The sequence below is a fragment of the Glaesserella australis genome (assembly GCF_003260095.1).
In the GTDB taxonomy this organism is placed as follows: domain Bacteria; phylum Pseudomonadota; class Gammaproteobacteria; order Enterobacterales; family Pasteurellaceae; genus Glaesserella; species Glaesserella australis.
The window spans coordinates 1-21,865 of sequence record NZ_PTPX01000002.1; the positions used below are offsets into that span (position 1 = coordinate 1).

At 38.7% G+C, this 21,865-nt stretch carries 20 protein-coding genes; 14 read left to right on the top strand and 6 right to left on the bottom strand.

The annotated features are described in order from the left end of the window. Positions 1-181 precede the first annotated feature (181 nt). Positions 182-1,927 carry a 30S ribosomal protein S12 methylthiotransferase accessory factor YcaO gene (gene ycaO, locus C5N92_RS00845; RefSeq protein ID WP_111748996.1) on the bottom strand — a complete coding sequence of 582 codons (1,746 nt, stop codon included), beginning with the start codon at positions 1,925-1,927 and terminating at the stop codon, positions 182-184. 145 nt (positions 1,928-2,072) lie between these two features. Here ycaO and rng point away from each other — a divergent pair, with 145 nt between their 5' ends. The 13 genes from rng to lptD all read left to right on the top strand — a co-directional run bounded on the left by rng (position 2,073) and on the right by lptD (position 15,161). Then, positions 2,073-3,548: a ribonuclease G gene (rng, locus tag C5N92_RS00850; protein ID WP_111748997.1), complete on the top strand. Its 1,476-nt coding sequence runs from the start codon at positions 2,073-2,075 to the stop codon at positions 3,546-3,548. Between the two features lie 162 nt (positions 3,549-3,710). After that, positions 3,711-4,796 carry an extracellular solute-binding protein gene (locus C5N92_RS00855; RefSeq protein ID WP_111748998.1) on the top strand — a complete coding sequence of 362 codons (1,086 nt, stop codon included), beginning with the start codon at positions 3,711-3,713 and terminating at the stop codon, positions 4,794-4,796. A gap of 140 nt (positions 4,797-4,936) precedes the next feature. Beyond that, positions 4,937-5,533: an LPS export ABC transporter periplasmic protein LptC gene (lptC, locus tag C5N92_RS00860; RefSeq protein WP_111748999.1), complete on the top strand. Its 597-nt coding sequence runs from the start codon at positions 4,937-4,939 to the stop codon at positions 5,531-5,533. Positions 5,534-5,547: 14 nt separating this feature from the next. After that, on the top strand, positions 5,548-6,051 hold the full coding sequence (gene lptA, locus C5N92_RS00865; RefSeq protein ID WP_111749000.1) for a lipopolysaccharide transport periplasmic protein LptA: 504 nt from the start codon (positions 5,548-5,550) through the stop codon (positions 6,049-6,051). An 8-nt stretch (positions 6,052-6,059) separates the two neighbouring features. Next, a complete protein-coding gene (gene lptB, locus C5N92_RS00870; RefSeq protein WP_111749001.1) occupies positions 6,060-6,785 on the top strand; it encodes an LPS export ABC transporter ATP-binding protein in 726 nt (241 codons plus the stop codon). A gap of 60 nt (positions 6,786-6,845) precedes the next feature. Further along, positions 6,846-7,352, top strand: coding sequence for a PTS sugar transporter subunit IIA (locus tag C5N92_RS00875; protein ID WP_181015863.1), 507 nt, complete (start codon positions 6,846-6,848; stop codon positions 7,350-7,352). A 33-nt stretch (positions 7,353-7,385) separates the two neighbouring features. Continuing rightward, the gene (rapZ, locus tag C5N92_RS00880; RefSeq protein WP_111749003.1) at positions 7,386-8,249 is read left to right on the top strand and encodes an RNase adapter RapZ; all 864 of its coding nucleotides are present in this window, start codon (positions 7,386-7,388) and stop codon (positions 8,247-8,249) included. Between the two features lie 2 nt (positions 8,250-8,251). Then, positions 8,252-9,433, top strand: a complete 1,182-nt coding sequence (locus C5N92_RS00885) for an FAD-dependent monooxygenase (RefSeq protein ID WP_111749004.1) — start codon at positions 8,252-8,254, stop codon at positions 9,431-9,433. A gap of 152 nt (positions 9,434-9,585) precedes the next feature. After that, complete coding sequence (locus tag C5N92_RS00890; protein ID WP_111749005.1) at positions 9,586-10,146, top strand: lipoprotein HlpB; 561 nt, start codon at positions 9,586-9,588, stop codon at positions 10,144-10,146. 167 nt (positions 10,147-10,313) lie between these two features. Continuing rightward, on the top strand, positions 10,314-10,889 hold the full coding sequence (gene yihI, locus C5N92_RS00895) for a Der GTPase-activating protein YihI (RefSeq protein ID WP_111749006.1): 576 nt from the start codon (positions 10,314-10,316) through the stop codon (positions 10,887-10,889). 5 nt (positions 10,890-10,894) lie between these two features. Beyond that, positions 10,895-11,344, top strand: a complete 450-nt coding sequence (locus tag C5N92_RS00900) for a DUF2489 domain-containing protein (RefSeq protein WP_111749007.1) — start codon at positions 10,895-10,897, stop codon at positions 11,342-11,344. A gap of 9 nt (positions 11,345-11,353) precedes the next feature. Continuing rightward, entirely contained in the window at positions 11,354-12,721 is a 1,368-nt protein-coding gene (gene hemN, locus C5N92_RS00905) for an oxygen-independent coproporphyrinogen III oxidase (protein WP_111749008.1), read from the top strand. A gap of 106 nt (positions 12,722-12,827) precedes the next feature. After that, a complete protein-coding gene (gene lptD, locus C5N92_RS00910) occupies positions 12,828-15,161 on the top strand; it encodes an LPS assembly protein LptD (protein ID WP_111749009.1) in 2,334 nt (777 codons plus the stop codon). Positions 15,162-15,190: 29 nt separating this feature from the next. Here lptD and thrB read toward each other — a convergent pair whose 3' ends face one another. Both thrB and thrA read right to left on the bottom strand, forming a co-directional pair. Next, positions 15,191-16,138 (bottom strand): homoserine kinase, encoded by a 948-nt coding sequence (gene thrB / locus C5N92_RS00915; RefSeq protein ID WP_111749010.1) that lies wholly within the window; start codon positions 16,136-16,138, stop codon positions 15,191-15,193. Positions 16,139-16,296: 158 nt separating this feature from the next. After that, positions 16,297-18,741, bottom strand: a complete 2,445-nt coding sequence (gene thrA / locus C5N92_RS00920) for a bifunctional aspartate kinase/homoserine dehydrogenase I (protein WP_111749011.1) — start codon at positions 18,739-18,741, stop codon at positions 16,297-16,299. 445 nt (positions 18,742-19,186) lie between these two features. Between thrA and sodA the strand changes: the two genes are divergently transcribed. After that, positions 19,187-19,828, top strand: coding sequence for a superoxide dismutase [Mn] (gene sodA / locus C5N92_RS00925; protein ID WP_111749012.1), 642 nt, complete (start codon positions 19,187-19,189; stop codon positions 19,826-19,828). A gap of 59 nt (positions 19,829-19,887) precedes the next feature. Here sodA and ispC read toward each other — a convergent pair whose 3' ends face one another. The 3 genes from ispC to C5N92_RS00940 are packed head-to-tail and all read right to left on the bottom strand — an operon-like array spanning position 19,888 to position 21,860. Then, on the bottom strand, positions 19,888-21,078 hold the full coding sequence (gene ispC / locus C5N92_RS00930) for a 1-deoxy-D-xylulose-5-phosphate reductoisomerase (protein ID WP_111749013.1): 1,191 nt from the start codon (positions 21,076-21,078) through the stop codon (positions 19,888-19,890). Positions 21,079-21,100: 22 nt separating this feature from the next. Next, complete coding sequence (locus C5N92_RS00935) at positions 21,101-21,691, bottom strand: Fic/DOC family protein (protein WP_111749014.1); 591 nt, start codon at positions 21,689-21,691, stop codon at positions 21,101-21,103. Further along, positions 21,672-21,860, bottom strand: coding sequence for an antitoxin VbhA family protein (locus C5N92_RS00940; RefSeq protein ID WP_111749015.1), 189 nt, complete (start codon positions 21,858-21,860; stop codon positions 21,672-21,674). The genes C5N92_RS00935 and C5N92_RS00940 overlap by 20 nt, the downstream gene beginning before the upstream one ends. Positions 21,861-21,865: the final 5 nt, after the last annotated feature.

Consider the following 21,865-nt stretch of genomic DNA (forward strand, 5'->3'; position numbering starts at 1 on the left):
ATTTCAAAAAGTAGGCTTAAAGCCTTGTACTATAAGGCTTTAAGCTACTTTTTAGCAACAATTTTGTCTATTATGCCAAAAACGATCTTAAAGCTTTATAGTACAAGGCTTTAACCCAATTTTTACCAACCTTTTTGTCTACTATGCCCAATTGTTCTAGGCTAAATTATATGAATAGAGTTTATTTTACTTTCTGCAACTTACGATACGCCGCTAACAATTTCTGATGACCTTGCATATTAGATAAGGTTTCATCAGAGCCTGTTAAGTCGTGGAATGGGTTTCCGCCTTGAATTATAGACCACGCAAAATCGACCGCTTCTTTGCCGTACATTTTGTTGAACACCATTCGATATTGCTCTGGTTCACGGTTTTCATCTAAGAATAGCTCAATAGACTGAATTAAACAGCGGTAGTAGTTGTTGCGTTCAGCAGAGAAGACTGACCCATTCATATTTGCTGTCCAGTTCGCCCAATCTAGTGCTTCTTCCAAATTGCCTAAGGCTAAGTGCAACATTGATTTTAACTCGCCGATACGCAAAGTTTGCAACGCAGAACCTTTTTCTGCCACTACACCGATAAACTCACGCACACGAGTCATATCGTCAATGCTTTGCTCGTCTAATTCGTCCAATAACTCTTGATAAGTTTCTTGATCGTGATGGAAATATGGCAGATCAAGCAAGATCTCACGCCATTCCATACCCATATTGTTGTTGGCATAAATCAAGTCGTCTGATGGATAAATGTTCGACATTCCCGGCGCTAAAATACGGCAAGCGTACACGCCCAAATGTTCGTAATCCATAATATAGACTTCTTGCTCGTACTTGTTGAAGATTGCCATTAGGTTGGCAAACTCTTGTTCTGTCGTGCCGGAGAAATCCCAGTGAACGAAATCGTAATCAGCCTCTGATTTGAAAAGATCCCACGAAATCAGACCGCTTGAATCGATAAAATGGGTTTCAAGGTTAGCGTGGTCGGCAACATCATCGTTGTTAAATGATGGCGGTGCGAATACGTCTAAATCTTTTAAGCTACGACCTTGCAAGAGTTCGGTTACGGTACGTTCAAACGCTACTTGGAAATTCGGGTGAGCGCCGAAAGAAGCAAAGCAAGTGCCGTTGTTTGGATTGAGCAAGATCACACAAATCACAGGGAATTCGCCGCCGAGTGAAGCATCGTAGCAAAGGATTGGGAAGCCTTCTTGCTCTAATTTTTCGATAGATGCTTTGATAGTCGGATAGCCGTCAATTACGCTTTGCGGAATTTCAGGTAAGCTGATCGCTTCAGTGATAATGCGGTTTTTGACAAAACGCTCGAACACTTCCGACAAGCCTTGTACACGGGCTTCGTTTTTGGTGTTACCTGCTGACATTCCGTTTGAAACGAATAAGTTTGCAATAATGCTTTGCGGAATGTAAACGGTTTGGTTGTCCGATTGGCGAGTATAAGGCAATGCCACGATACCACGCTCGTAGTTACCCGATTGTAAATCGACCAATAAATCAGGGGTTAAATCGCCATTTGGATCGAAATAATCTAATAAGAATGGATCTAAAATCCCTTCTGGCAAGGTTTCTTCATCTTCAATCTCAAACCATTTTTCGCTTGGATAATGGACAAATTCGCCTTCTGCTAGCTCTTTGCCTAAGTAAAAATCAGACCAAAAATAGTTGGTCGATAAACGCTCAAAGTATTCACCTAACGCCGAAGCTAACGCCGCTTTTTTGCTTGCCCCTTTGCCGTTGGTAAAACATTGCGGGCAATCTACATCACGAATATGAACCGACCACACATTCGGCACAGGGTTGAGCCAGCTTGCTTCTTCAATATTAAAGCCTAAATTTTTCAGTTTGGTTTGGAATTTTTCGATACTCTCTTCAAGGGCGGCATCTTTACCCGTAATAAAGGTTTTTTCAGTCATGGGGTTTCTCTCTTAACAAAATGGCGTGCAGACTATCAAATTCTTGCCGTAAATCAAACAATAGTTCCACTTTCGCAAAAAAATTTCACAATCTGACCGCTTGTTTAGGTAAAATTCGCCAATTTTATTATTGATAGAGATTCAGATGAACTGTGCAGAATTATTAGTGAATGTCACGCCAAGTGAGACGAGGGTTGCCTTGGTAGAAAATGGCATTTTAAAAGAAGTCCATATTGAGCGAGAAGCTAAGCGTGGCATTGTGGGCAATATTTATAAAGGGCGAGTGACCCGTGTGTTGCCAGGCATGCAATCTGCCTTTGTGGATATTGGGCTAGAAAAAGCAGCATTTTTACATGCGTCAGATATTGTTTCTCATACAGAGTGTGTTGATGAAAATGAGAAAAAGCAATTTGTGGTGAAAAATATTAGCGAGCTTGTACGTGAAGGGCAGGACATTGTTGTACAAGTAGTGAAAGATCCGCTCGGTACAAAAGGCGCAAGATTAACCACGGATATAACCTTGCCTTCTCGCTATTTGGTGTTTATGCCTGAAAATAGCCATGTGGGCGTGTCGCAACGGATTGAAAGTGAATCTGAACGGAATCGCCTGAAAACGCTTGTGGAGCCTTATTGCGATGAGCTTGGTGGTTTTATCGTGAGAACGGCGGCAGACAGTGTGAGTGAAGAAAGTCTAGAGCAAGATGCAGCATTTTTGAAACGGTTGTGGCGGAAAGTATTGGAACGCAAAGGAAAATACCCCGCAAAATCATTGCTTTATGGTGAGTTGGCTTTGGCGCAACGGGTATTGCGAGACTTCGTTGGTACTCATATTAATTCGGTGCAAGTTGACTCTAAAATGACCTATGAACAGGTTAAAGAGTTCTTGAGTGAATTTATGCCAGAATTAGCAGAAAATGTGAGCTTATATAGTGGGTCACAGCCGTTATTTGATGTTTATCGTATAGAAGATGGGATTCAAAAAGCCTTAGATAAGCGTGTGGATTTAAAATCAGGTGGCTATCTTATTATTGAGCAAACGGAAGCCATGACAACGATTGATATTAATACAGGTGCATTTGTTGGACATCGTAATTTAGCGCATACCATTTTTAATACCAACATTGAAGCGACACAAGCGATTGCTCATCAATTACAGTTACGTAATTTGGGCGGTATTATCATTATTGACTTTATTGATATGCAAGAAGAAGAGCATCGCCAGCGTGTGTTGGAATCGTTGCAATCTGCGCTTAAAGGCGATCGGGTTAAAACCAATGTCAATGGTTTTACGCAATTAGGATTAGTTGAAATGACTCGGAAACGCACGCGTGAAAGCCTTGAACGTGTACTTTGCTGTGATTGTGCTTCTTGTAAAGGCAGAGGGACAATTAAGTCTGTAGAAACAGTGTGCTATGAAATCATGCGAGAAATTGTAAGAGTTCATCATTTATATTCTTCAGAACGATATGTTGTTTATGCTTCTCGTAGTGTGGCTGAGTATTTAATTAATGAAGAATCTCATGCTTTATTGGCTGAGTTAGAAGTGTTTATTGGTAAGAAAGTCGAAATTAAAATAGAGCCTTACTATCATCAAGATCAGTTTGATGTTGTGGTAATGTAAAGTTAGCTTAAATTTGACTGATAATTTGGAAAAATACGTTAAAAAAACTTGAAAATTATAGGGGGGGCTTTAGAATGCGGGCTTGTTCTTTTGGGACAAAAATGTAAAGCCTTGAAGCATTTATCGCTTCTCTTTTTTATTCATCTCTTGGAGAGTTCTTAAATGAAAAAATTCGTTGGGTTATTTGCAGCTGGTTTAGCAACAGTAGCATTGACAGCTTGTAATGAAGAAAATAAAACTGCAGATGCAGCAAAAGCGCCTCAAGCAGCAGACCAAGGTTCGGTTCACCTTTATACATGGACTGAATATGTACCAGAAGGTTTGTTAGAAGAGTTTACAAAACAAACTGGCATTAAAGTTGTTGTATCGAGCCTTGAATCAAATGAAACAATGTATGCAAAATTAAAAATTCAAGGTAAAGACGGTGGCTATGATGTGATTGCACCAAGTAACTACTTCGTGTCAAAAATGGGCCGTGAAGGGATGTTAATGGAGCTTGATCACAGCAAATTACCTGTGATTGCAGATTTAAACAAAGATTGGTTAAACAAACCTTACGACCAAGGTAACAAATACTCTTTACCACAATTATTAGGTGCGCCAGGTATTGCATTTAATACCAATGACTACCAAGGTGATAAATTTACATCTTGGGGAGATCTATGGAACCCTGAATATAAAGGTAAAGTTCAATTATTAGATGATGCACGTGAAGTATTCAACATTGCATTATTAAAATTAGGTCAAGATCCAAACACGAAAGATCCTGCGGTAATTAAAGCAGCTTACGAAGAGTTATTAAAATTACGTCCAAACGTATTATCATTTAGCTCAGATAACCCAGCTAACTCATTCATTTCAGGTGAAGTGAGTGTGGGTCAATTATGGAACGGTTCTGTGCGTATTGCGAAAAAAGAGCAAGCACCTGTAAATATGGTATTCCCGAAAGAAGGTCCAGTGCTTTGGGTTGATACCCTTGCGATTCCATCTAATGCGAAAAACCCAGATGGTGCACATAAGTTAATTAACTACTTATTAAGCGCACCTGTCGCAGAAAAATTAACGTTAGAGATTGGTTACCCAACATCAAACGTGAAAGCATTAGAAAAATTACCAAAAGAGATTACAGAAGATCCTGCAATTTACCCAACATCTGAAGTGCTACAAAAAAGCCAATGGCAAGATGATGTTGGTGAAGCGATTGAACTCTATGAAAAATATTATCAAGAGTTAAAAGCGGCTAAATAATCAGCGGATATTCAGAAGCCTCAGGGAAAACCTTGGGGCTTTTTTGTTTTTAGAACGAACTTTTATCATCATTTTCGTTCTATATTGCTACTGAAATTTATGCTATGATTTACAGCTAATTTAATTGAGCTAGAGAATTTATGAATATTCGTTTGAATGTGATTTTGCTCTGTATTGTTGCGGTTCTAGGTGGTTGGTATTACAGCCAACAAACGAACGATAATTCAGGGTTAGATCAATTAATTAAAAAAGAAGGGGAGCCTGAATATACGGGAAGCAAAATGAGTACGACCGTTTATGATTTAGAAGGTAAACCACAATATTTTGCAGAGTCTCAAGAAATTAAACGATTTGAAAGCACGGAACGTACAGAATTTTTGAAGCCTTTATTGAATCTTTTCGATAAAGAAACGTCGCTAAAGCAGTGGAAAGTGACGGCAGATTATGCGGAAGTAACAAAAGAAAAAATGCTTAATTTGCGAGGGAATGTCCGCATTGAAAGTTTAGAGCCAACATCACGACTACAAAAAATTGAGACAGATGAGCTTTCTGTAGATCTCAATACACAAGATATTTCAACACAGTCTGTTGTGAAATCTCAAGGTTTAGGATTTACGACAACGGGTACAGGTTTAACAGGGAATTTGAAAAAACAAATTGCCACATTAACAAAAGATGTCAAAACTTATATTGAGCCAACGGTGATTAATCAAACTGGATCATCAACATCTCAATAAGGTAAGGGTAAAGAATGAAATTAATAAAATCGATCTTAGCGACGACCTTATTAAGTGTCGCGTTTTCAGCAAATGCATTAAAAGGTGATACTGATCAACCAATTAATATTGATTCAGGTAGCCAGTCGCTTGATATGGAAAATAATGTTGTCGTGTTTACTGATAATGTTGTGATTACTCAAGGTTCTATTAAGATTAATGCAACTAAAGTCACCATTACTCGTCAAGAAGGTAAAAAAGAGACGATTGATGCATCAGGCTCTCCAGTGACTTTTCAGCAAACTTTAGATAATGGCAAGCCTGTTAATGGAAAAGGAAACAGCGTGCACTATGATTTAGGTTCTGAATTTTTAACATTAATTGGTAATGCTGAACTCAAACAATTAGATAGTTTTATTAAAGCGAATAAAATTACCTATGATGTCAAGAAACAGCAACTTAAAGCAACGAGTGGTGGAAAATCTCGTGTAAAAACAGTATTGATTCCATCACAGTTACAAGATAATAAGAAAAAATAGGATTTTCGATGCCAACGTTATATGCTGAACATCTTGCGAAAAGTTATAAAAATCGACAAGTGGTAAAAGATGTTAGCCTAAATGTCAAAGCGGGTGAAATTGTCGGTTTATTAGGACCTAATGGTGCGGGCAAAACAACGACATTCTACATGGTTGTTGGGCTTGTTCGCCATGATCAAGGTCGAATTTTGATAGATGACCAAGATATTAGTGTTTTACCGATGCATGATCGTGCAAAACAAGGTATCGGCTATCTTCCTCAAGAAGCATCCATTTTCCGTCGTCTAAGCGTCTATGATAATTTAATGGCAGTATTGCAAATCCGTAAGGATTTAAGCGATGCTGAACGTAAAGCTCGGGCAGACGAGCTTATCGCAGAGTTTCATATTGAACATATTCGAGATAGTTTAGGGCAATCTTTATCTGGCGGTGAGCGTCGTCGTGTTGAAATTGCTCGAGCGCTTGCAGCAAACCCCAAATTTATTTTATTAGATGAACCTTTTGCTGGGGTTGATCCTATCTCGGTTATTGATATTAAAAAGATTATCGTCAATCTAAAAGAGCGTGGTTTAGGGGTATTGATTACCGATCATAATGTACGTGAAACCTTAGATGTGTGTGAACGAGCTTATATTGTGGGGAGTGGTCAAATGATTGCAAGTGGTACACCCGAAGATGTATTGAATAACCCAGATGTAAAACGGGTTTATCTTGGCGACCAATTTAAACTTTAATATAACAAGCGGTCAGAACTGTAAAATTTTTTACAAATCTTACCGCTTGAATTTCTTATGATGAAACTAACAACTTTTTTATCCCCTGAAAATATTCATTGTGGGGTAGAACTTTCAAGTAAAAAACGAGCTTTAGAATTTATTGGAAAGCAAGTCGCAGAGAATTTGAATCGTCAATTTCAATGCGATAAAGCACAGGAATTTTGTCCTATTGATTGCTTTGCAACCCTATTTAAACGTGAAAAATTAGGCAGTACAGCCATCAATAATGGGGTTGCGTTGCCTCATGCAAAGTTACCTAAGAATGAGTATATTCAGCTAGATGAACCTATCGCTATTTTTTTACAGTTAGATACGCCGATTGATTATGAAGCACAAGATCATAAAGACGTGGATCTGATTTATGCGATATTATTTCCAGAACAAAATTGTGAGCAATATAAAGGTTGCTTACAGAATATCGCACAACAATTAAGTGATAAAAATGTCTTAAAACATTTGCGTGCAGCTACTTCATCAGAAGAAGTTTGGCAAGTTTTAACCTATGCAGATCAACATACAGATTAATGGTATTGTTGAAAGTAAAGTGAGGATACCAATATGGAATTAGTGATCATTAGCGGTCGTTCTGGCGCAGGAAAATCGGTTGCGTTAAGAGCATTAGAAGATGTGGGATATTACTGTGTTGATAATATGCCACTGCCATTAATTCCACAGCTTGCAGAATATTTAGCAAAAACAGATCGTTCAGCAGTTGTTAGTCTTGATATTCGTAATCTTCCAGATAATCCTGAAACGCTTGAACAAGTTCTGTTAGCGTTGCCTACAGAAATCCCGACTAAATTGGTGTTTCTAGATTGTGGTAGAAAAACATTAATTCGTCGTTATAGTGATTCACGTCGTTTACACCCTCTTTCAACACAAGATTTATCATTAGAAGGGGCGATCGATTTAGAAAATCGCTTACTTGAGCCACTATTTCAGCAAGCAAATTATATTATTGATACGACATATTTATCCTCTCACGAACTTGCAGAGAAGCTGAGAGAATTATTACGTGGCTCCTCCGAAAAAGAGCTCAATATTGTCGTGGAGTCTTTCGGTTTTAAATATGGGGTTCCTGCCGATGCGGATTATGTGTTTGATGTGCGCTTTTTACCGAATCCCCATTGGAATCCAGAGCTTCGCCCAATGACGGGCTTAGAACAGCCTGTGATTGAATTTTTAGAAAAACAATCAGAAGTACATCATTTTATTTACCATACTCGTAACTATCTCGATATGTGGTTACCTGCATTAGAGCAAAACAACCGTAGCTATTTAACAATTGCGATTGGCTGTACGGGCGGTAAACATCGTTCCGTCTATATTGCAGAACAGCTTGCGCAATATTTCAGCGGGAGAGGTAAAAAAGTGCAGGTTCGCCACCGTAGTTTAGAAAAACATCACAATAAGAAAGCCTAAATATGAAAACAGCAGATCTGATCATTGTTGGCGGAGGTATGGTTGGCTTAGCATTAGCAGGATTATTAGCCAATTCGCCTTGCCAAATCAAAATTATTGAAAAACAAGCGCCTGTATTGCCAGAGCAAATCAGTAATCGAGTGAGTGCGATTAATCTTCTGAGCCAGCGAATGTTGGAAAAAATAGGCGCTTGGCAGATGATTCCTGAACACGCACTTTCACCTTATGATCAAATGTATGTTTGGGAAAAGGATAGTTTTGCCAAAATTCATTTTGATAATCAAGATTATGCGATTAAACAGCTAGGTTTGGCGCAGTTAGGCTTTATCATTGAAAATCAGCATATCCAATATGCGTTATGGCAGAAAGTCAGCCAGCAATCAAATGTAGAAATTATCTTAGGTACACCTAAATCATTAGGTGTGAGTGAAAATGGCGCATTTTTAACCTTAGATACTGGCGAGATGCTTTCGGCTAAATTGGTTGTTGGGGCAGATGGCGCAAATTCTTGGGTAAGACAGAAAACAAAAATTCCATTAATTAGCCGAGATTATCAGCATACAGCCTTAGTTTGTAATGTCAAAACCGTCGAACCACATCAAAAAGTCGCAAGACAAATTTTTTCACCTGACAGTATTTTGGCTTTTCTTCCTTTAAGCGATCCTAGATTGTGTTCTATTGTTTGGTCATTACCGCCTGAACAAGCAAAACAGTTTGTGGAGTGTGATGAAAAACAGTTTAATCAGCTGCTGACAATGGCTTTTGATAACCAGCTTGGCTTATGTGAATTGCAAAGTATTCGTCATATCTACCCGCTTACAGCAAGATATGCCCGTGACTTTGCTCAGCTACGTATTGCTTTGGTTGGCGATGCGGCACACACGATTCATCCTTTGGCTGGACTTGGGGTTAATTTAGGTTTTGCCGATGTGATTACATTAGCATCAGAAATTGAAAAATTAGCCATGGTAGGAAAAGATATTGGTGAATATCGTCATTTACGTCAGTTTGAACGCCTACGCAAGTTAGAAGCCGTAAAACTATTGGCGGCAATGGAAGGGCTGAAACAGCTATTTTCTGGAGATAATCCATTGAAAAAATTAGTCCGAGGCGTTGGCTTAAGCTTAACGAATCAAAATGGCTTATTGAAGAAATTTATTATTGAACAGGCAATAGGTGTTTAGGTTGTTTGTTTTTTGTTCGTTTAGTTGTTTTTTATTTGACTTTATGGAACCAATTGATCCAGCTTAAGTCGAATGGCAGTACAATAGCGAATCTTACAGTACGGCATTGTAAGATTTATTTTCTTAGTTTTTAGTATATTGAGGATTGTTCAATGAACAAATTTACCAAAATTAGCGCAGCTGCATTATTAACCCTTTTCTTAGCAGCATGTGATAAACCGGCACCAGCAAAACCAGCGGATGCACCAAAACCAGAAGCAGCTCCGGCAGCACCTGCACCAACAGCAGAAGCACCAAAAGCAGATGTTGTACAAGTTCAAGGTATTGAAGATTTCAAAAAATTAGTAGATTGGAACCAATCTCAAGAGAAAGCGTTAGCGGGTTTCCAAGCTGAATTACAACAAACGTTAGCAACTCAAGATAAAGCAAAAATTGAAGAAGCATTAAAAGCATTTACTCTAAAAGTAGGAGATGTTTTAAAAAGCTTAGATTCTCTTGATATTAAAAATGCAGATGTAGCAGCATTTAAAGCAAAAACGAAAGAAACATTAGAATTATCTAATGATCTTATTTCTGAATCTGTAAAAGTAATGGCAAATCCAACGGAAGATGCTCAAAAATTAATTCAAGAAAAATCTCAGAAGTTAATGCAATCAGGTGCTGATTTACAAAAACTTCAACTAGAGTTACAGCAAAAATTTGGTGGAAAATAATTTTTTCACTCAATGTTTTGGTAAAGCCAGCGATATTTGCTGGCTTTTTCTTTTGCAAAATAAAGAAAAGATCTTACCGCTTATTGTATTTTATCATTCCTGATTTTCTATTCATCCTAGTTAGTGATACAATCCACCATTAATTTTTTATTTATCAAAAACAGATTATGAGTCGTCAAAAGAAAACACGTCGAATTACCGATATTATGCCTGCGAGAAAAGTGGATAAACCCTTTGAGCAACCGAAAGCAAGACCATCTAAAAATCGTAAACCTACTCGTTATGAGCTAGATTTAGCTGCACGTGAAGAAAAGAAAAAGCGCAAGCACAAAGGCTTGCCTTCAGGTTCTCGCTTGAATGAAGGCAATGAACAGAAGAAAATCCAGGAAAAAGAGTTTAAAGATCCACGTATTGGTAGCCGTAAGAAAGTGCCATTAATGGTCGAGTTTGTAAATCAGCCAGAAAAAGGCAGAGTTATTAAACCTGTACCTGTGGAAGTAGAAAAACCAAAACTTTCTCCAGAGATGGAATTAGAACAGTTAGAGAATAACGAATGTTTGAATCAGTTATTAGATGATTTAGAAGCAGGTAAAACATTATCTGCCGAAGATCAGAAATTTGTGGATGAATGTTTAGATCGTGTTCACGAATTAATGACTGAATTAGGTATCGAAGATGAAGAAGATGATGCGGAAGCATTGTTACGTCAGTTTGAAACAATGGATATCAATAAATTCCGTTAAACGCTATGTTACGATTTTTCTTACTTATTTTAGCGATTCTTGTCTTGCTTTCTATGGCTGGCTATGCTTTTTCACTTTATTGGAAATTGCATCAACAAAAAAAGCAGATGAAACAAGCTCAGGTAGCACGTTATCAATCTATTATTGAAAGTATTGAAATTATTGCAAAAGCAATGCTTTCAGAACAATGCGATCTTTCAGAAGGCGTGCTACGTTTAAAACCCTTGTTAGATGTGTTAGGAAAGAAATTAAGTACCTTTCCTGCAATGTGGGCGCTCTATCAAGTGGTAGAAAATATGCCGATTTTGGATGCACGTAAAAATTTAAAACGTAATGAACGTATGAAATTAGATTTAGAACGTGAATTAAAAGAAGCGGAATTAACGGAACAAATCAAGGTGGAACTTCAGCAGTTATTGGATGAAGTTAAACAATTTAAGCAAGAGTTGAAGTAGGTTTTCTTAATGTCAGAAATTATTTGGGATATCAATCTTATCCAAAAATATAACCAATCAGGGCCACGCTATACATCTTATCCAACGGCGTTGGAATTTAATGAATCATATAATGATGATGATTTTAAGGCTGCCGCAGCACGTTATCCAAATAAACCGTTATCATTGTATGTGCATATCCCATTTTGCCATAAATTATGTTATTTCTGTGCGTGTAATAAAATTATTACACGCCATCAGCATAAGGTTGATATTTACTTAGATTATTTAGAAAAAGAAATTAAATATCGAGCGGCTCTTTTCAAAGATCGTACTGTAACCCAAATTCACTGGGGTGGTGGTACACCAACCTATTTAGATGAAGATCAATCATTACGCCTAATGGCAATGCTGAGAAAGCACTTTAATGTCAGTGAAGAAGCAGAAATCAGCATTGAGATGGATCCCCGTGAGATCGAGCTTCAAATGCTTGATCACTTACGTGCGATTGGCTTTAACCGTATCAGTATGGGGATCCAAGATTTCAATAAGGAAGTGCAGAAGTTAGTGAATCGTGAGCAAGATGAAGAATTTATCTTTGCATTGATGAAAAGGGCAAGAGAATTAGGCTTTACATCAACCAATATCGATTTAATCTATGGTTTGCCAAAACAGACGGTAGAAAGCTTTATGTTTACCTTAGAGCGTGTGATTGAATTAAATCCAGATCGTATGAGTGTCTTTAATTATGCTCATTTACCGAGCCGTTTTGCAGCTCAAATTAAGATCAAAGATGAGATGTTACCTGCACCCGAAACCAAGTTACAAATTCTACAAAAAACGATCGAAACATTAAGCAATGCAGGTTACAAATTTATCGGTATGGATCACTTTGCAAAACCAAATGATGAACTGGCTATTGCTCAAGAAAAAGGTGAACTACATCGTAATTTCCAAGGTTATACGACACAAGAAGATGCGGATCTATTAGGATTAGGGGTCTCTGCAATTAGCCTTTTAGGCGATAGTTATGCACAAAACCATAAAGAATTAAAACAATATTATGCAGAAGTGGAAACACGCGGTATCGCATTACATAAAGGTTTGAGCATGACAAAAGATGATTGCTTGCGTCGAGATGTGATTAAAGCATTAATTTGTAATTTCAAATTAGCTTATCAGGTATTTGAGCAAGCATATCATATTGATTTTAAAACCTATTTTGCAGAAGATTTAGAATTATTAGCTCCACTAGCAAAAGATGGATTACTTGAAATTGGAGAAGAAGGTATTTCCGTTTCGCCAAGAGGGCGTTTATTAATACGCAACATTTGTATGTGTTTTGATGTCTATTCAAGACAGCAAGCGAGAAGACAACAATTCTCCCGTATTATTTAATTGGTAAAAATAATGAAGAACTGACCGCTTGTATTTTAATAGGATATGAGTAATCGAGAGTTCATTAACTGGCGCAATTTAACGCCATTTGTAAATGGAAAAGAGTATGAAACAACATCATTATAGTCTTATTTCCCTTGCCGTGATGAGTGCTTGTTACAGCCAATACGCCATTGCTGATTTAAAATCACAATGTCTATTAGGTGTACCACAGTTTCACGGTGAAGTTGTTCAAGGCGATCAAACACAATTACCTGTTTATATTGAAGCAGATAATGCATTAATTAATCAGCCAACAGATGCAACTTATACAGGTGATGTCAGTATCAAACAAGGTAATCGCTCGCTTTTGGCGGATGAAGTCTATGTTGAACAACAAAATGATCAGGCAAAAAATGCATATCTGAGAGGTAAATTTGATTACCGTGATAATCTGATTAACGCGACAGGTCGTGATGCAAAAGTCAATCTAACGAATAACGACGCACAATTAACTAATGCGGATTATCAGCTAGTTGGAAGACAAGGTAGAGGAACGGCAGAAGATGTATCTGTGACAAATGACACTCGTGTGATGAAAAATGCGAGCTTCACAGCTTGTTTACCAAACGATGAGTCATGGTCAATTGAAGCCAATGAAATGGTTCAGCATGTGAAAGAAGAATATGCGGAATTATGGCACGCACGTTTTAAAGTGTTAGGTGTACCTGTTTTTTATTCACCTTACCTACAGTTCCCTATTGGTGATCGCCGTCGTTCAGGGCTATTAATGCCAAGTGCGGGTCATTCAAGTCGTGATGGTTATACCTATTCTCAGCCTTTTTATTGGAATATTGCACCCAATATGGATGCAACGATTACGCCTACTTATTATTCCAAACGTGGTTGGCAAATTAGCCCTGAGTTCCGTTATTTAACCGTACTAGGAGAAGGAAAGGTTGCGGGAGAATATATTGGTAAAGATCGTCTATCAGATTGGACTGAAAGAAGTAAATCTAGACATCTTTTCTTCTGGCAACATAATATGAGCTTTTTAAGCGATTGGCGTTTGTCCGTAGACTATACCCGTGTGAGTGATAAACGTTATTTCTCTGATTTTGACTCTGAATATGGAAATAGTACCGATGGCTATGCAACTCAACAATTTAAGTTAGGTTATTATCAGCCAAACTATAATATTTCTATTTCAGGAAAGAAATTCCAAACGTTTGATGATGCGGATATTGGACCTTATCGTGTACTGCCAAAAATTGACTTTAATTACTATAAAGATCACTTAGTAAAAAATGGTGATTTTAAATTCTTTGCTCAGGTGGCGCATTTTGATAATGATAGCAAACTCATGCCAACGGCATGGCGTTTCCATGCCGAGCCAAGCTTGAATTTCCCATTAGCAAATCGCTTTGGTAGCTTAAATTTAGAAACAAAACTTTATGCAACCCACTATTTACAGAAAAAGGGTAGCGGAGATAATGCGGAAGATATTCAACGTAATGTCACCCGTGTATTACCGCAGATTAAGCTTGATTTTAAAACAGTATTAGAAGCGGATAAGCAAATTTTTAGTGGTTTTACTCAAACCTTAGAGCCACGAATGCAATATCTTTATCGTCCTTATAAAAATCAGGCGAATATCGGTTCTCAGCGACAGTCTAGCCTTGGTTTAGGGTATGATTCCGCGTTGTTACAGCAAGATTATTATTCTCTATTTAATGATCGCCGTTACAGTGGCTTAGACCGAATTGCATCAGCTAACCAAATTACTGTTGGTGGTACAACACGTTTCTTTAATGACAATACGGGGGATGAAGTCTTCAACTTTAGTGCAGGGCAGATTTATTATCTTTCACCGTCTAAAATTGATGATAATTCATTAAACAGTACAGCAAAACGCTCATCTTCATGGTCATTAGAGTCAAACTGGAAATTCCATCCCAAATGGAATTGGCATGGAAGCTATCAATATGATACGCGCTTGAATGAAACGTCATTGGCAAATATGTCATTGCAATTTAAGCCTAAAGAAAATCATGTGGTTCAGCTTAACTATCGTTATGCAAGTAAAAACTATATTGACCAAAACTTAAGTACTAACCGTTATGGCCAAGATATTAAGCAAATTGGTGGTGTTGTTGGCTGGGAATTGACAGATAATGTTTCTATGATGGTAAGCCACTATCATGATATGGCATTGAAAAAGCCAGTAGAAAGTCAGCTTGGTATTACTTATAACACTTGTTGTTGGAGTGCTAATGTTTATACGGCTCGTCGTTTAACTGCAACACCAACAGGTCAAAGTGATACGATTAATGACTTCTATTATGAAAATAAATTCGGTGTAAACTTTGAACTTCGTTTTGGTACAAACTACAGCAGTGGCGTATCAAGAATGTTGAAAAAAGGGAATATTCCGTATACAGAAGCATTCAATATCAACTAATAAAAAAACGGGCATTGCCCGTTTTTTTATTATCTAAGTTCTCTTGCCCCTTGATTATCTACTTTACAAATATGAATAAAGCCTTCGTTGTTTTGTAGATAGTCTTTCTCTAAATAAGCCACCAGTTTGTGGGCGTGTTCTAAATCAGGTGCAATGGCGAACATTGTCGGACCTGAACCTGAAATACCAACAGCTAATGCGCCCAAATCTTTACAGCCTTGGCGTACTTCAGCGAAGTTTGGCAAAAGTTGTTCACGATAAGGTTCTGCAATCAAATCTTTCATCATAATTGCCGCCAATACATCTTGACGAGTATGGCAAGCGTGGATGAATGAGCCTAAGTAGCGAGCCTGTGCAATCATATCTTGACGAGTATAGCTTTTGGGCAAAATAGCACGGGCTTCTGCAGTGGAAACTTCAATGCCTGGGTATGCCAACACCCAATACCATTCGTCAAAAAACGGAATTGGTTGGCAAATGTTCCCTAAAGATTGGGTCATTAGTTGTAAACCGCCCAAATAGCACGGTGCAACGTTATCGTAGTGGATTGAACCTGAAATTCTGCCTTCCAATTCGCCCATCATTTCAAGTAATTCCATTTTTGAGAAAGGCTCATCGTGGAATTTGTTAAGGGCAACTAATGCCGCCACGATTGAGCAAGCACTTGAGCCTAAGCCTGAGCCAATAGGCATATTTTTCTCAAGGGTCAAGCGTAGGTTTTTCACAACGCAGCCACGCAATTTTAGGCGTTCGCTAAATAATACATAGGCTTGATAAACAATGTTTTTTTGCGGTTCTTTCGGCAGTTTACGCACAAAATAACCGACACTTTCTAGCTCAAAAGGTGTATCGCACTCTTCAATTTGAACCACATCACCGAGTAATGAGCCATCAATCGGCGAAATCGCTGTACCAAGCGAGTCAAAGCCTACGCTTAAATTCGCACTAGAGGCTGGGGCATAAATTCGTAATGTCATAGTAAGAATCCTTTTTTCGATTTATGTAAAAGTTATACAAAACTTAACATTGATCGTAGGGGCAGGGTTTATCCCTGTCCATAAATATATTGATATGGTTTCGGGCGGGGATAAACCCCGCCCCTACCATAGCTTATGCAGATGTGACCTAATGTCACTTAGTTTAATGTGCGTAAAATATCAGCAAAAATACCCGCAGCTGTTACATCATTACCTGCCCCGTAACCACGCAATAAGAGCGGAATTGGGCTGTAATAACGGGTGTAGAACGCCAATGCGTTTTCGCCATTTTTCACTTTATAGAGCGGGTCATCGCCATTTACTTCTTTGATGGCGACACGGCATTTTCCGTTTTCAATCGCTCCCACATAGCGTAACACATTGCCACAAGCGGTCGCTTTCTCGATACGTTTTGCAAATTCAGCATCAAGTTCAGGGAGCATCGCTAGAAATTCATCAGCAGTTTTTCCTTCAGAGAAACCTTTTGGTAACACACCTTCGACTTCAATATCGTCAAGTTCTAACGCATAACCACACTCACGAGCCAAAATTAACAGCTTACGAGCTACGTCTTGACCTGATAAATCATCACGCGGATCAGGTTCAGTAAAGCCTTTCTCTTTGGCGATTAAAGTCGCTTGTGAAAGGGTTAATCCTTCTTCTAGTTTTCCGAAAATAAAGGAAAGTGAGCCGGATAAAATCCCTTCAAATTTTTCTACTTCGTCCCCTGCTGCGAGTAAGTTTTGTAAGTTCTCAATCACTGGCAAACCTGCACCTACATTGGTTTCATACAGGAATTTATGCTGACTTTGCCGGGCATTGTCACGCATCTCTTGATAGTAAGCGTAGCTCGAAGTATTTGCTTTTTTGTTTGGCGTAATCACGTGGAAACCTTCTTTTAACGCTCGAGCATAAAGATTTGCTACCGATTGAGCGGTTGTGCAATCGACAAACACAGGGTTTACTACGTGGTGTAATTTGATGAATGAAAGTAACACATCAAAATCAGAAGGCTGAGTTGCGGACTCTAAATCAGTACGCCAGTTTTCCAAACTTAATCCGTTTTGATCTAACAGCATCTTATTTGAGTTTGCTAATGCACAAACTCGGATTTCAATGTCCTTTTTTGCGAGATACTCCTTTTGGCTTTTGATTTGCTCGATTAACTCACCACCAACACCACCAACGCCGACTAAAAAGACATCAACCACTTTTTTATTATTAAACAACGCTTTATGTGTTGCTTTTACCGCTTCAATCGCTTTGTTTAACGGCACAACCGCTGAAATAGAACGCTCCGAAGAACCTTGAGCAATCGCCACAATACTGATATTCGCTTGAGCTAATGCCGAGAAGAAACGAGCTGCAATCCCTTTGGCAGTACGCATTCCATCGCCCACCACCGACACGATAGAGAGATCTTTAATCACTTCAACAGGATCGAGCGAACCTTCTTTTAACTCTTGTGCAAAGGTATTGTTTAACGCACAAAGGGCTTTCTCTACCGCTTTGACTGGCACACAGAAACTAATGCTATATTCAGATGATGATTGTGTAATTAAATTGACGGAAATACCCGCTTGCGACATTGCGGTAAACACTCGAGCCGCCATACCGACCATACCTTGCATACCCGAACCCGATACGTTAAACATCGCCACGTTATCAAGGTTAGTGATTCCTTTCACTTTGAGATTGTCATTGACTACATTGCCATCAATGATCGTGCCTTTTGCGTCAGGATTGTGCGTATTTTTAATTAAACACGGAATATTTAACGGCACTAACGGACCGATAGTACGAGGGTGGATCACTTTCGCACCAAAGTAAGAAAGCTCCATCGCTTCTTGGTAACTCATTGATTCTAAACAAATTGCATCTGGTACTAAACGAGGGTCGCAAGTATAAACGCCGTCCACATCCGTCCAAATTTCACACACATCTGCTTTTAAGCACGCTGCCAAACACGCAGCGGAATAGTCTGAACCGTTACGACCGAGTAACACTAATTCGCCTTGTTCATTCCCTGCGGTAAAACCTGCCATTAACACCACATTTTTCTTCGGAATAGAAAGAGCTTCTACACGTTTGGTTGATTCCGCAATATCCACAGAAGATTCTAAATAGCTACCATGCGCTAATAATTTTTCCACAGGATCGATGCGAGTTACTTCATAACCTTTGGCTTCAAACCAGGCTTTCATCATTGCAATTGAGAGCTTTTCGCCACGGCTATGCACCGTTGCGCCCACATTATCAGGGCAGAATTTGTTTTGAGCCGCTTCAGCTGCAATGCGACAAATATCGTCTAATTCTGCTTTGATAAAGGCACTTAACCCTTCACGGTCGAAGTTCTGATTGACGGCATAAAGTCCGTTGATGATGTTGTTGAAAATATCGGTGGCTTCGGTGAGATGAGATTCGTAAGATTCGCCGGCTTGGGCTTTATCGACAATGGCGACGAGATGGTTAGTGATTTTGGCTGGGGCGGATAATACGCCAGCGGCTTGATCTGCCAAATGTGCCTTTTCGATGATGTCGGCCGCCTGTAAAAAACGCTCTGGATTGGCTAAAGAAGTACCGCCAAATTTTAGAACTCGCATAGGTTTCTCCTGAAGAAAGTTAAATGTTTGCAAATTTGATATTGAAAATTTTCATACAAAAAAACCCGCTTGTATAAGCGGGTTTCTGTGAATCTTGTTCTTTCCGTTTTCTAGCCACGAATACCCGCACTATGTTTGCACATAATGGTCATAATCGTAGTAATGGTTGTCATAGAAAAACGGTTCATAGTTAATCTCTAAAATTAGTGTGAAAAACAGGTGGAAGAATCGTCTAAAACGATAGATTTGTCAAATAGTTTTTGTTGAAAAATTGGATTTATTTATATTAAAAAGAAAGGTGATTTTAAAAAAAGAAAAAATTTTTTTGATAAAGAGATAATTTTTGCGTTAGATCAAAAAAATCTATATTCCGAATAGAGTTTTTGATACTATAAGCGGTGAGTTTATACTCAAATTTTACCAATTATTTTTTGAGGAACAGAAAATGGCATACACATTACCAGAATTAGGCTACGCTTATGATGCGTTAGAGCCGCATTTCGATGCAAAAACAATGGAAATCCACCACTCTAAACACCACCAAGCGTATATCAATAATGCAAATGCTGCATTAGAAGCATATCCTGAATTACTTGAACAATGCCCAGGTAAATTAATTGCAAACCTTGAGCAAGTTCCAGCAGAAAAACGTGTTGCAGTACGTAACAACGTCGGCGGTCACGTAAACCATACATTATTCTGGAAAGGTTTAAAAACAGGTACAACGTTACAAGGCGCATTAAAAGATGCGATCGTTCGTGACTTTGGCTCTGTTGAAGCATTCCAAGCACAATTTGAACAAGCGGCAGCAACCCGTTTTGGCTCTGGTTGGGCATGGTTAGTGTTAGAAGACGGCAAATTAGCGGTTGTTTCAACGGCTAACCAAGATTCTCCATTAATGGGCAAAGATGTAGCGGGTGTTTCTGGCTATCCAATTTTAGGTTTAGATGTGTGGGAACATGCTTACTACTTAAACTATCAAAATCGCCGTCCAGACTATATTAAAACATTCTGGAATGTAGTGAACTGGGACGAAGCTGCTCGTCGTTTTGAAGACAAAGTAAATACTTGCGGCTGTGCAAAATAATTTGTATCCAAACTAATTCAAAAATCCCCGTTATATGATGAATATAATGGGGATTTTTGTTATAGCGTAATAATATGTTGTGTGGCTATCTCTCTGGCAAGTTTGTCGATATGCAATACATCAGCAATTTCTTTTACTTGAATTGGTGCTATATTTTCTACTACGGCACGATTGACTTCTACAATATCAGTAAAGCGAATTTGCTCATTTAAAAAGGCTTCTACTGCCACTTCATTTGCCGCATTCATCGCTGTTGTGGCGTATTGCCCTTCGGCAAAAGCGTCAATCGCTAATTTTAAGTTAGGATAGCGAGCAAAGTCAGGTTCAATAAAGGTAAGTTCTTTAAGTTTGAAGAAATCCAACGGGGCAACACCAGCGTTAATCCGTTCAGGATACGCCATTGTGTGAGCAATCGGTGTTCGCATATCAGGATTCCCCATTTGAGCGATCACACTGCCGTCAATATAACGCACCATGGAGTGAATAATTGATTGCGGGTGAATGATAATCTCCATTTCGTCCGCTGATGCGTTAAATAGCCAACGAGCTTCGATATATTCCAAGCCTTTATTCATCATTGTGGCGGAATCAACGGAAATCTTTTTACCCATTGACCAGTTCGGGTGAGCCACCGCTTGAGCAGGGGTAATCGCACTAAATTCGTCTAACGGCTTAGTGCGGAAAGGGCCGCCCGAACCTGTTAGAATAATTTTGCTCACCCCAAGCTCTGCAAGCGGGCAGAAACCGACTTTTTGTTGCGCTTCAGGTGGCAACGACTGAAAAATTGCATTATGTTCGCTATCGACAGGCAACAGTTTCGCCCCTGATTTACGGGCTTCATCAATAAAAATCTGTCCGCAAGTCACAAGGGATTCTTTATTTGCTAGCAACACTTTTTTGCCCGCTTGCACCGCCGAAAGTGTTGGCAATAAACCAGCCGCCCCAACAATCGCCGCCATGACCATATCCACTTCAGAGTGTGAAGCCAATTCACAAATCGCTTTTTGCCCTGAAAGGACTTCAATATTTAACTGACAAGCGGTGAGATTTGCCCTTAATTTTGTAGCTGCTTGTTCATCGTCTAACGCAACAAAACGGGGGTGGTATTGTTGGCATTGTTCTGTCATTAATTCGACATTTTTTCCGCCGACTAGAGCGAATACTTGATATTTTTCAGGGTTATGATCGACCACAGAAAGCGTGCTTTTGCCGATAGAACCTGTAGAGCCTAAAATCACTAATTTTTGCATTGAAGTAGGTTGTCCTTATTTTTTAATTTATAGGGGTGATTGAACGTGAAATAATATCTTCTAATTGTGTGTAATTCATTTTTGTTAAAACAAGAATGGATGCTGAAATCATCTCATCTTGAGAAACAAACGAAAAATCTAATTTATATCCAGCCTTTTGAGCAAGTTCAGCAATAAATAAACGCTGAACTCGTCCGTTTCCCTCTCGAAATGGGTGATGTACATTGATTTCACCTAAATAAAATGCAAGGCGTTTAATTATATTTTCTTTATCTAAACCAATAAGATAATTTTCATTTTTAAGCTGATTAAATAACTTATTTAATTCTGGCTCAATCCGATGTGGAAAGGTGAATACAGAATTGCCTTTTGATAGAGAACCATCTCGTATTTCACCCGCCCATTCATAAATGGGGGAAAATATATATTTATGAATTGCTTGTAAATGTGCTAAATCAAAATGAGCATTTATCGGATACCGTTGCAAATAAGCAATGCGAAAAGCGGTAAGATCTTTTTCAATATTCTCAAGTTCGTCTGCTGTTTTCGCTCCGAGCTTGTTTTTAAGCACACCATTTTCATCAAGATAATGATCATTTCCGCCATAACGCATATATTTCTTTCTCAGCTTGCTCTAATGTAATTTCCCCGTCAATCCAACGAGAAAAGAGAGATTTAGCTTGTTCACTGACGATTAAACCCTCAAGGGCATTATTATTTATCGCAAAGTGCATTGCATCTTGGCGAAGCTGTTTTTCTTGTGAAGAAAGAGAAGAAAGCATTTTTA

Coding starts and splice junctions, on each gene's coding strand:
- thrA (WP_111749011.1), bottom strand. CDS start 18,741: ATGCGAGTTCTAAAATTTGGCGGTACTTCTTTAGCCAATCCAGAGCGT.
- lptA (WP_111749000.1), top strand. CDS start 5,548: ATGAAATTAATAAAATCGATCTTAGCGACGACCTTATTAAGTGTCGCG.
- hemN (WP_111749008.1), top strand. CDS start 11,354: ATGTCAGAAATTATTTGGGATATCAATCTTATCCAAAAATATAACCAA.
- C5N92_RS00885 (WP_111749004.1), top strand. CDS start 8,252: ATGAAAACAGCAGATCTGATCATTGTTGGCGGAGGTATGGTTGGCTTA.
- C5N92_RS00890 (WP_111749005.1), top strand. CDS start 9,586: ATGAACAAATTTACCAAAATTAGCGCAGCTGCATTATTAACCCTTTTC.
- C5N92_RS00935 (WP_111749014.1), bottom strand. CDS start 21,691: ATGCGTTATGGCGGAAATGATCATTATCTTGATGAAAATGGTGTGCTT.
- C5N92_RS00940 (WP_111749015.1), bottom strand. CDS start 21,860: ATGCTTTCTTCTCTTTCTTCACAAGAAAAACAGCTTCGCCAAGATGCA.
- ycaO (WP_111748996.1), bottom strand. CDS start 1,927: ATGACTGAAAAAACCTTTATTACGGGTAAAGATGCCGCCCTTGAAGAG.
- lptC (WP_111748999.1), top strand. CDS start 4,937: ATGAATATTCGTTTGAATGTGATTTTGCTCTGTATTGTTGCGGTTCTA.
- thrB (WP_111749010.1), bottom strand. CDS start 16,138: ATGACATTACGAATTTATGCCCCAGCCTCTAGTGCGAATTTAAGCGTA.
- C5N92_RS00855 (WP_111748998.1), top strand. CDS start 3,711: ATGAAAAAATTCGTTGGGTTATTTGCAGCTGGTTTAGCAACAGTAGCA.
- C5N92_RS00900 (WP_111749007.1), top strand. CDS start 10,895: ATGTTACGATTTTTCTTACTTATTTTAGCGATTCTTGTCTTGCTTTCT.
- lptD (WP_111749009.1), top strand. CDS start 12,828: ATGAAACAACATCATTATAGTCTTATTTCCCTTGCCGTGATGAGTGCT.
- rng (WP_111748997.1), top strand. CDS start 2,073: ATGAACTGTGCAGAATTATTAGTGAATGTCACGCCAAGTGAGACGAGG.
- C5N92_RS00875 (WP_181015863.1), top strand. CDS start 6,846: ATGAAACTAACAACTTTTTTATCCCCTGAAAATATTCATTGTGGGGTA.
- lptB (WP_111749001.1), top strand. CDS start 6,060: ATGCCAACGTTATATGCTGAACATCTTGCGAAAAGTTATAAAAATCGA.
- ispC (WP_111749013.1), bottom strand. CDS start 21,078: ATGCAAAAATTAGTGATTTTAGGCTCTACAGGTTCTATCGGCAAAAGC.
- yihI (WP_111749006.1), top strand. CDS start 10,314: ATGAGTCGTCAAAAGAAAACACGTCGAATTACCGATATTATGCCTGCG.
- sodA (WP_111749012.1), top strand. CDS start 19,187: ATGGCATACACATTACCAGAATTAGGCTACGCTTATGATGCGTTAGAG.
- rapZ (WP_111749003.1), top strand. CDS start 7,386: ATGGAATTAGTGATCATTAGCGGTCGTTCTGGCGCAGGAAAATCGGTT.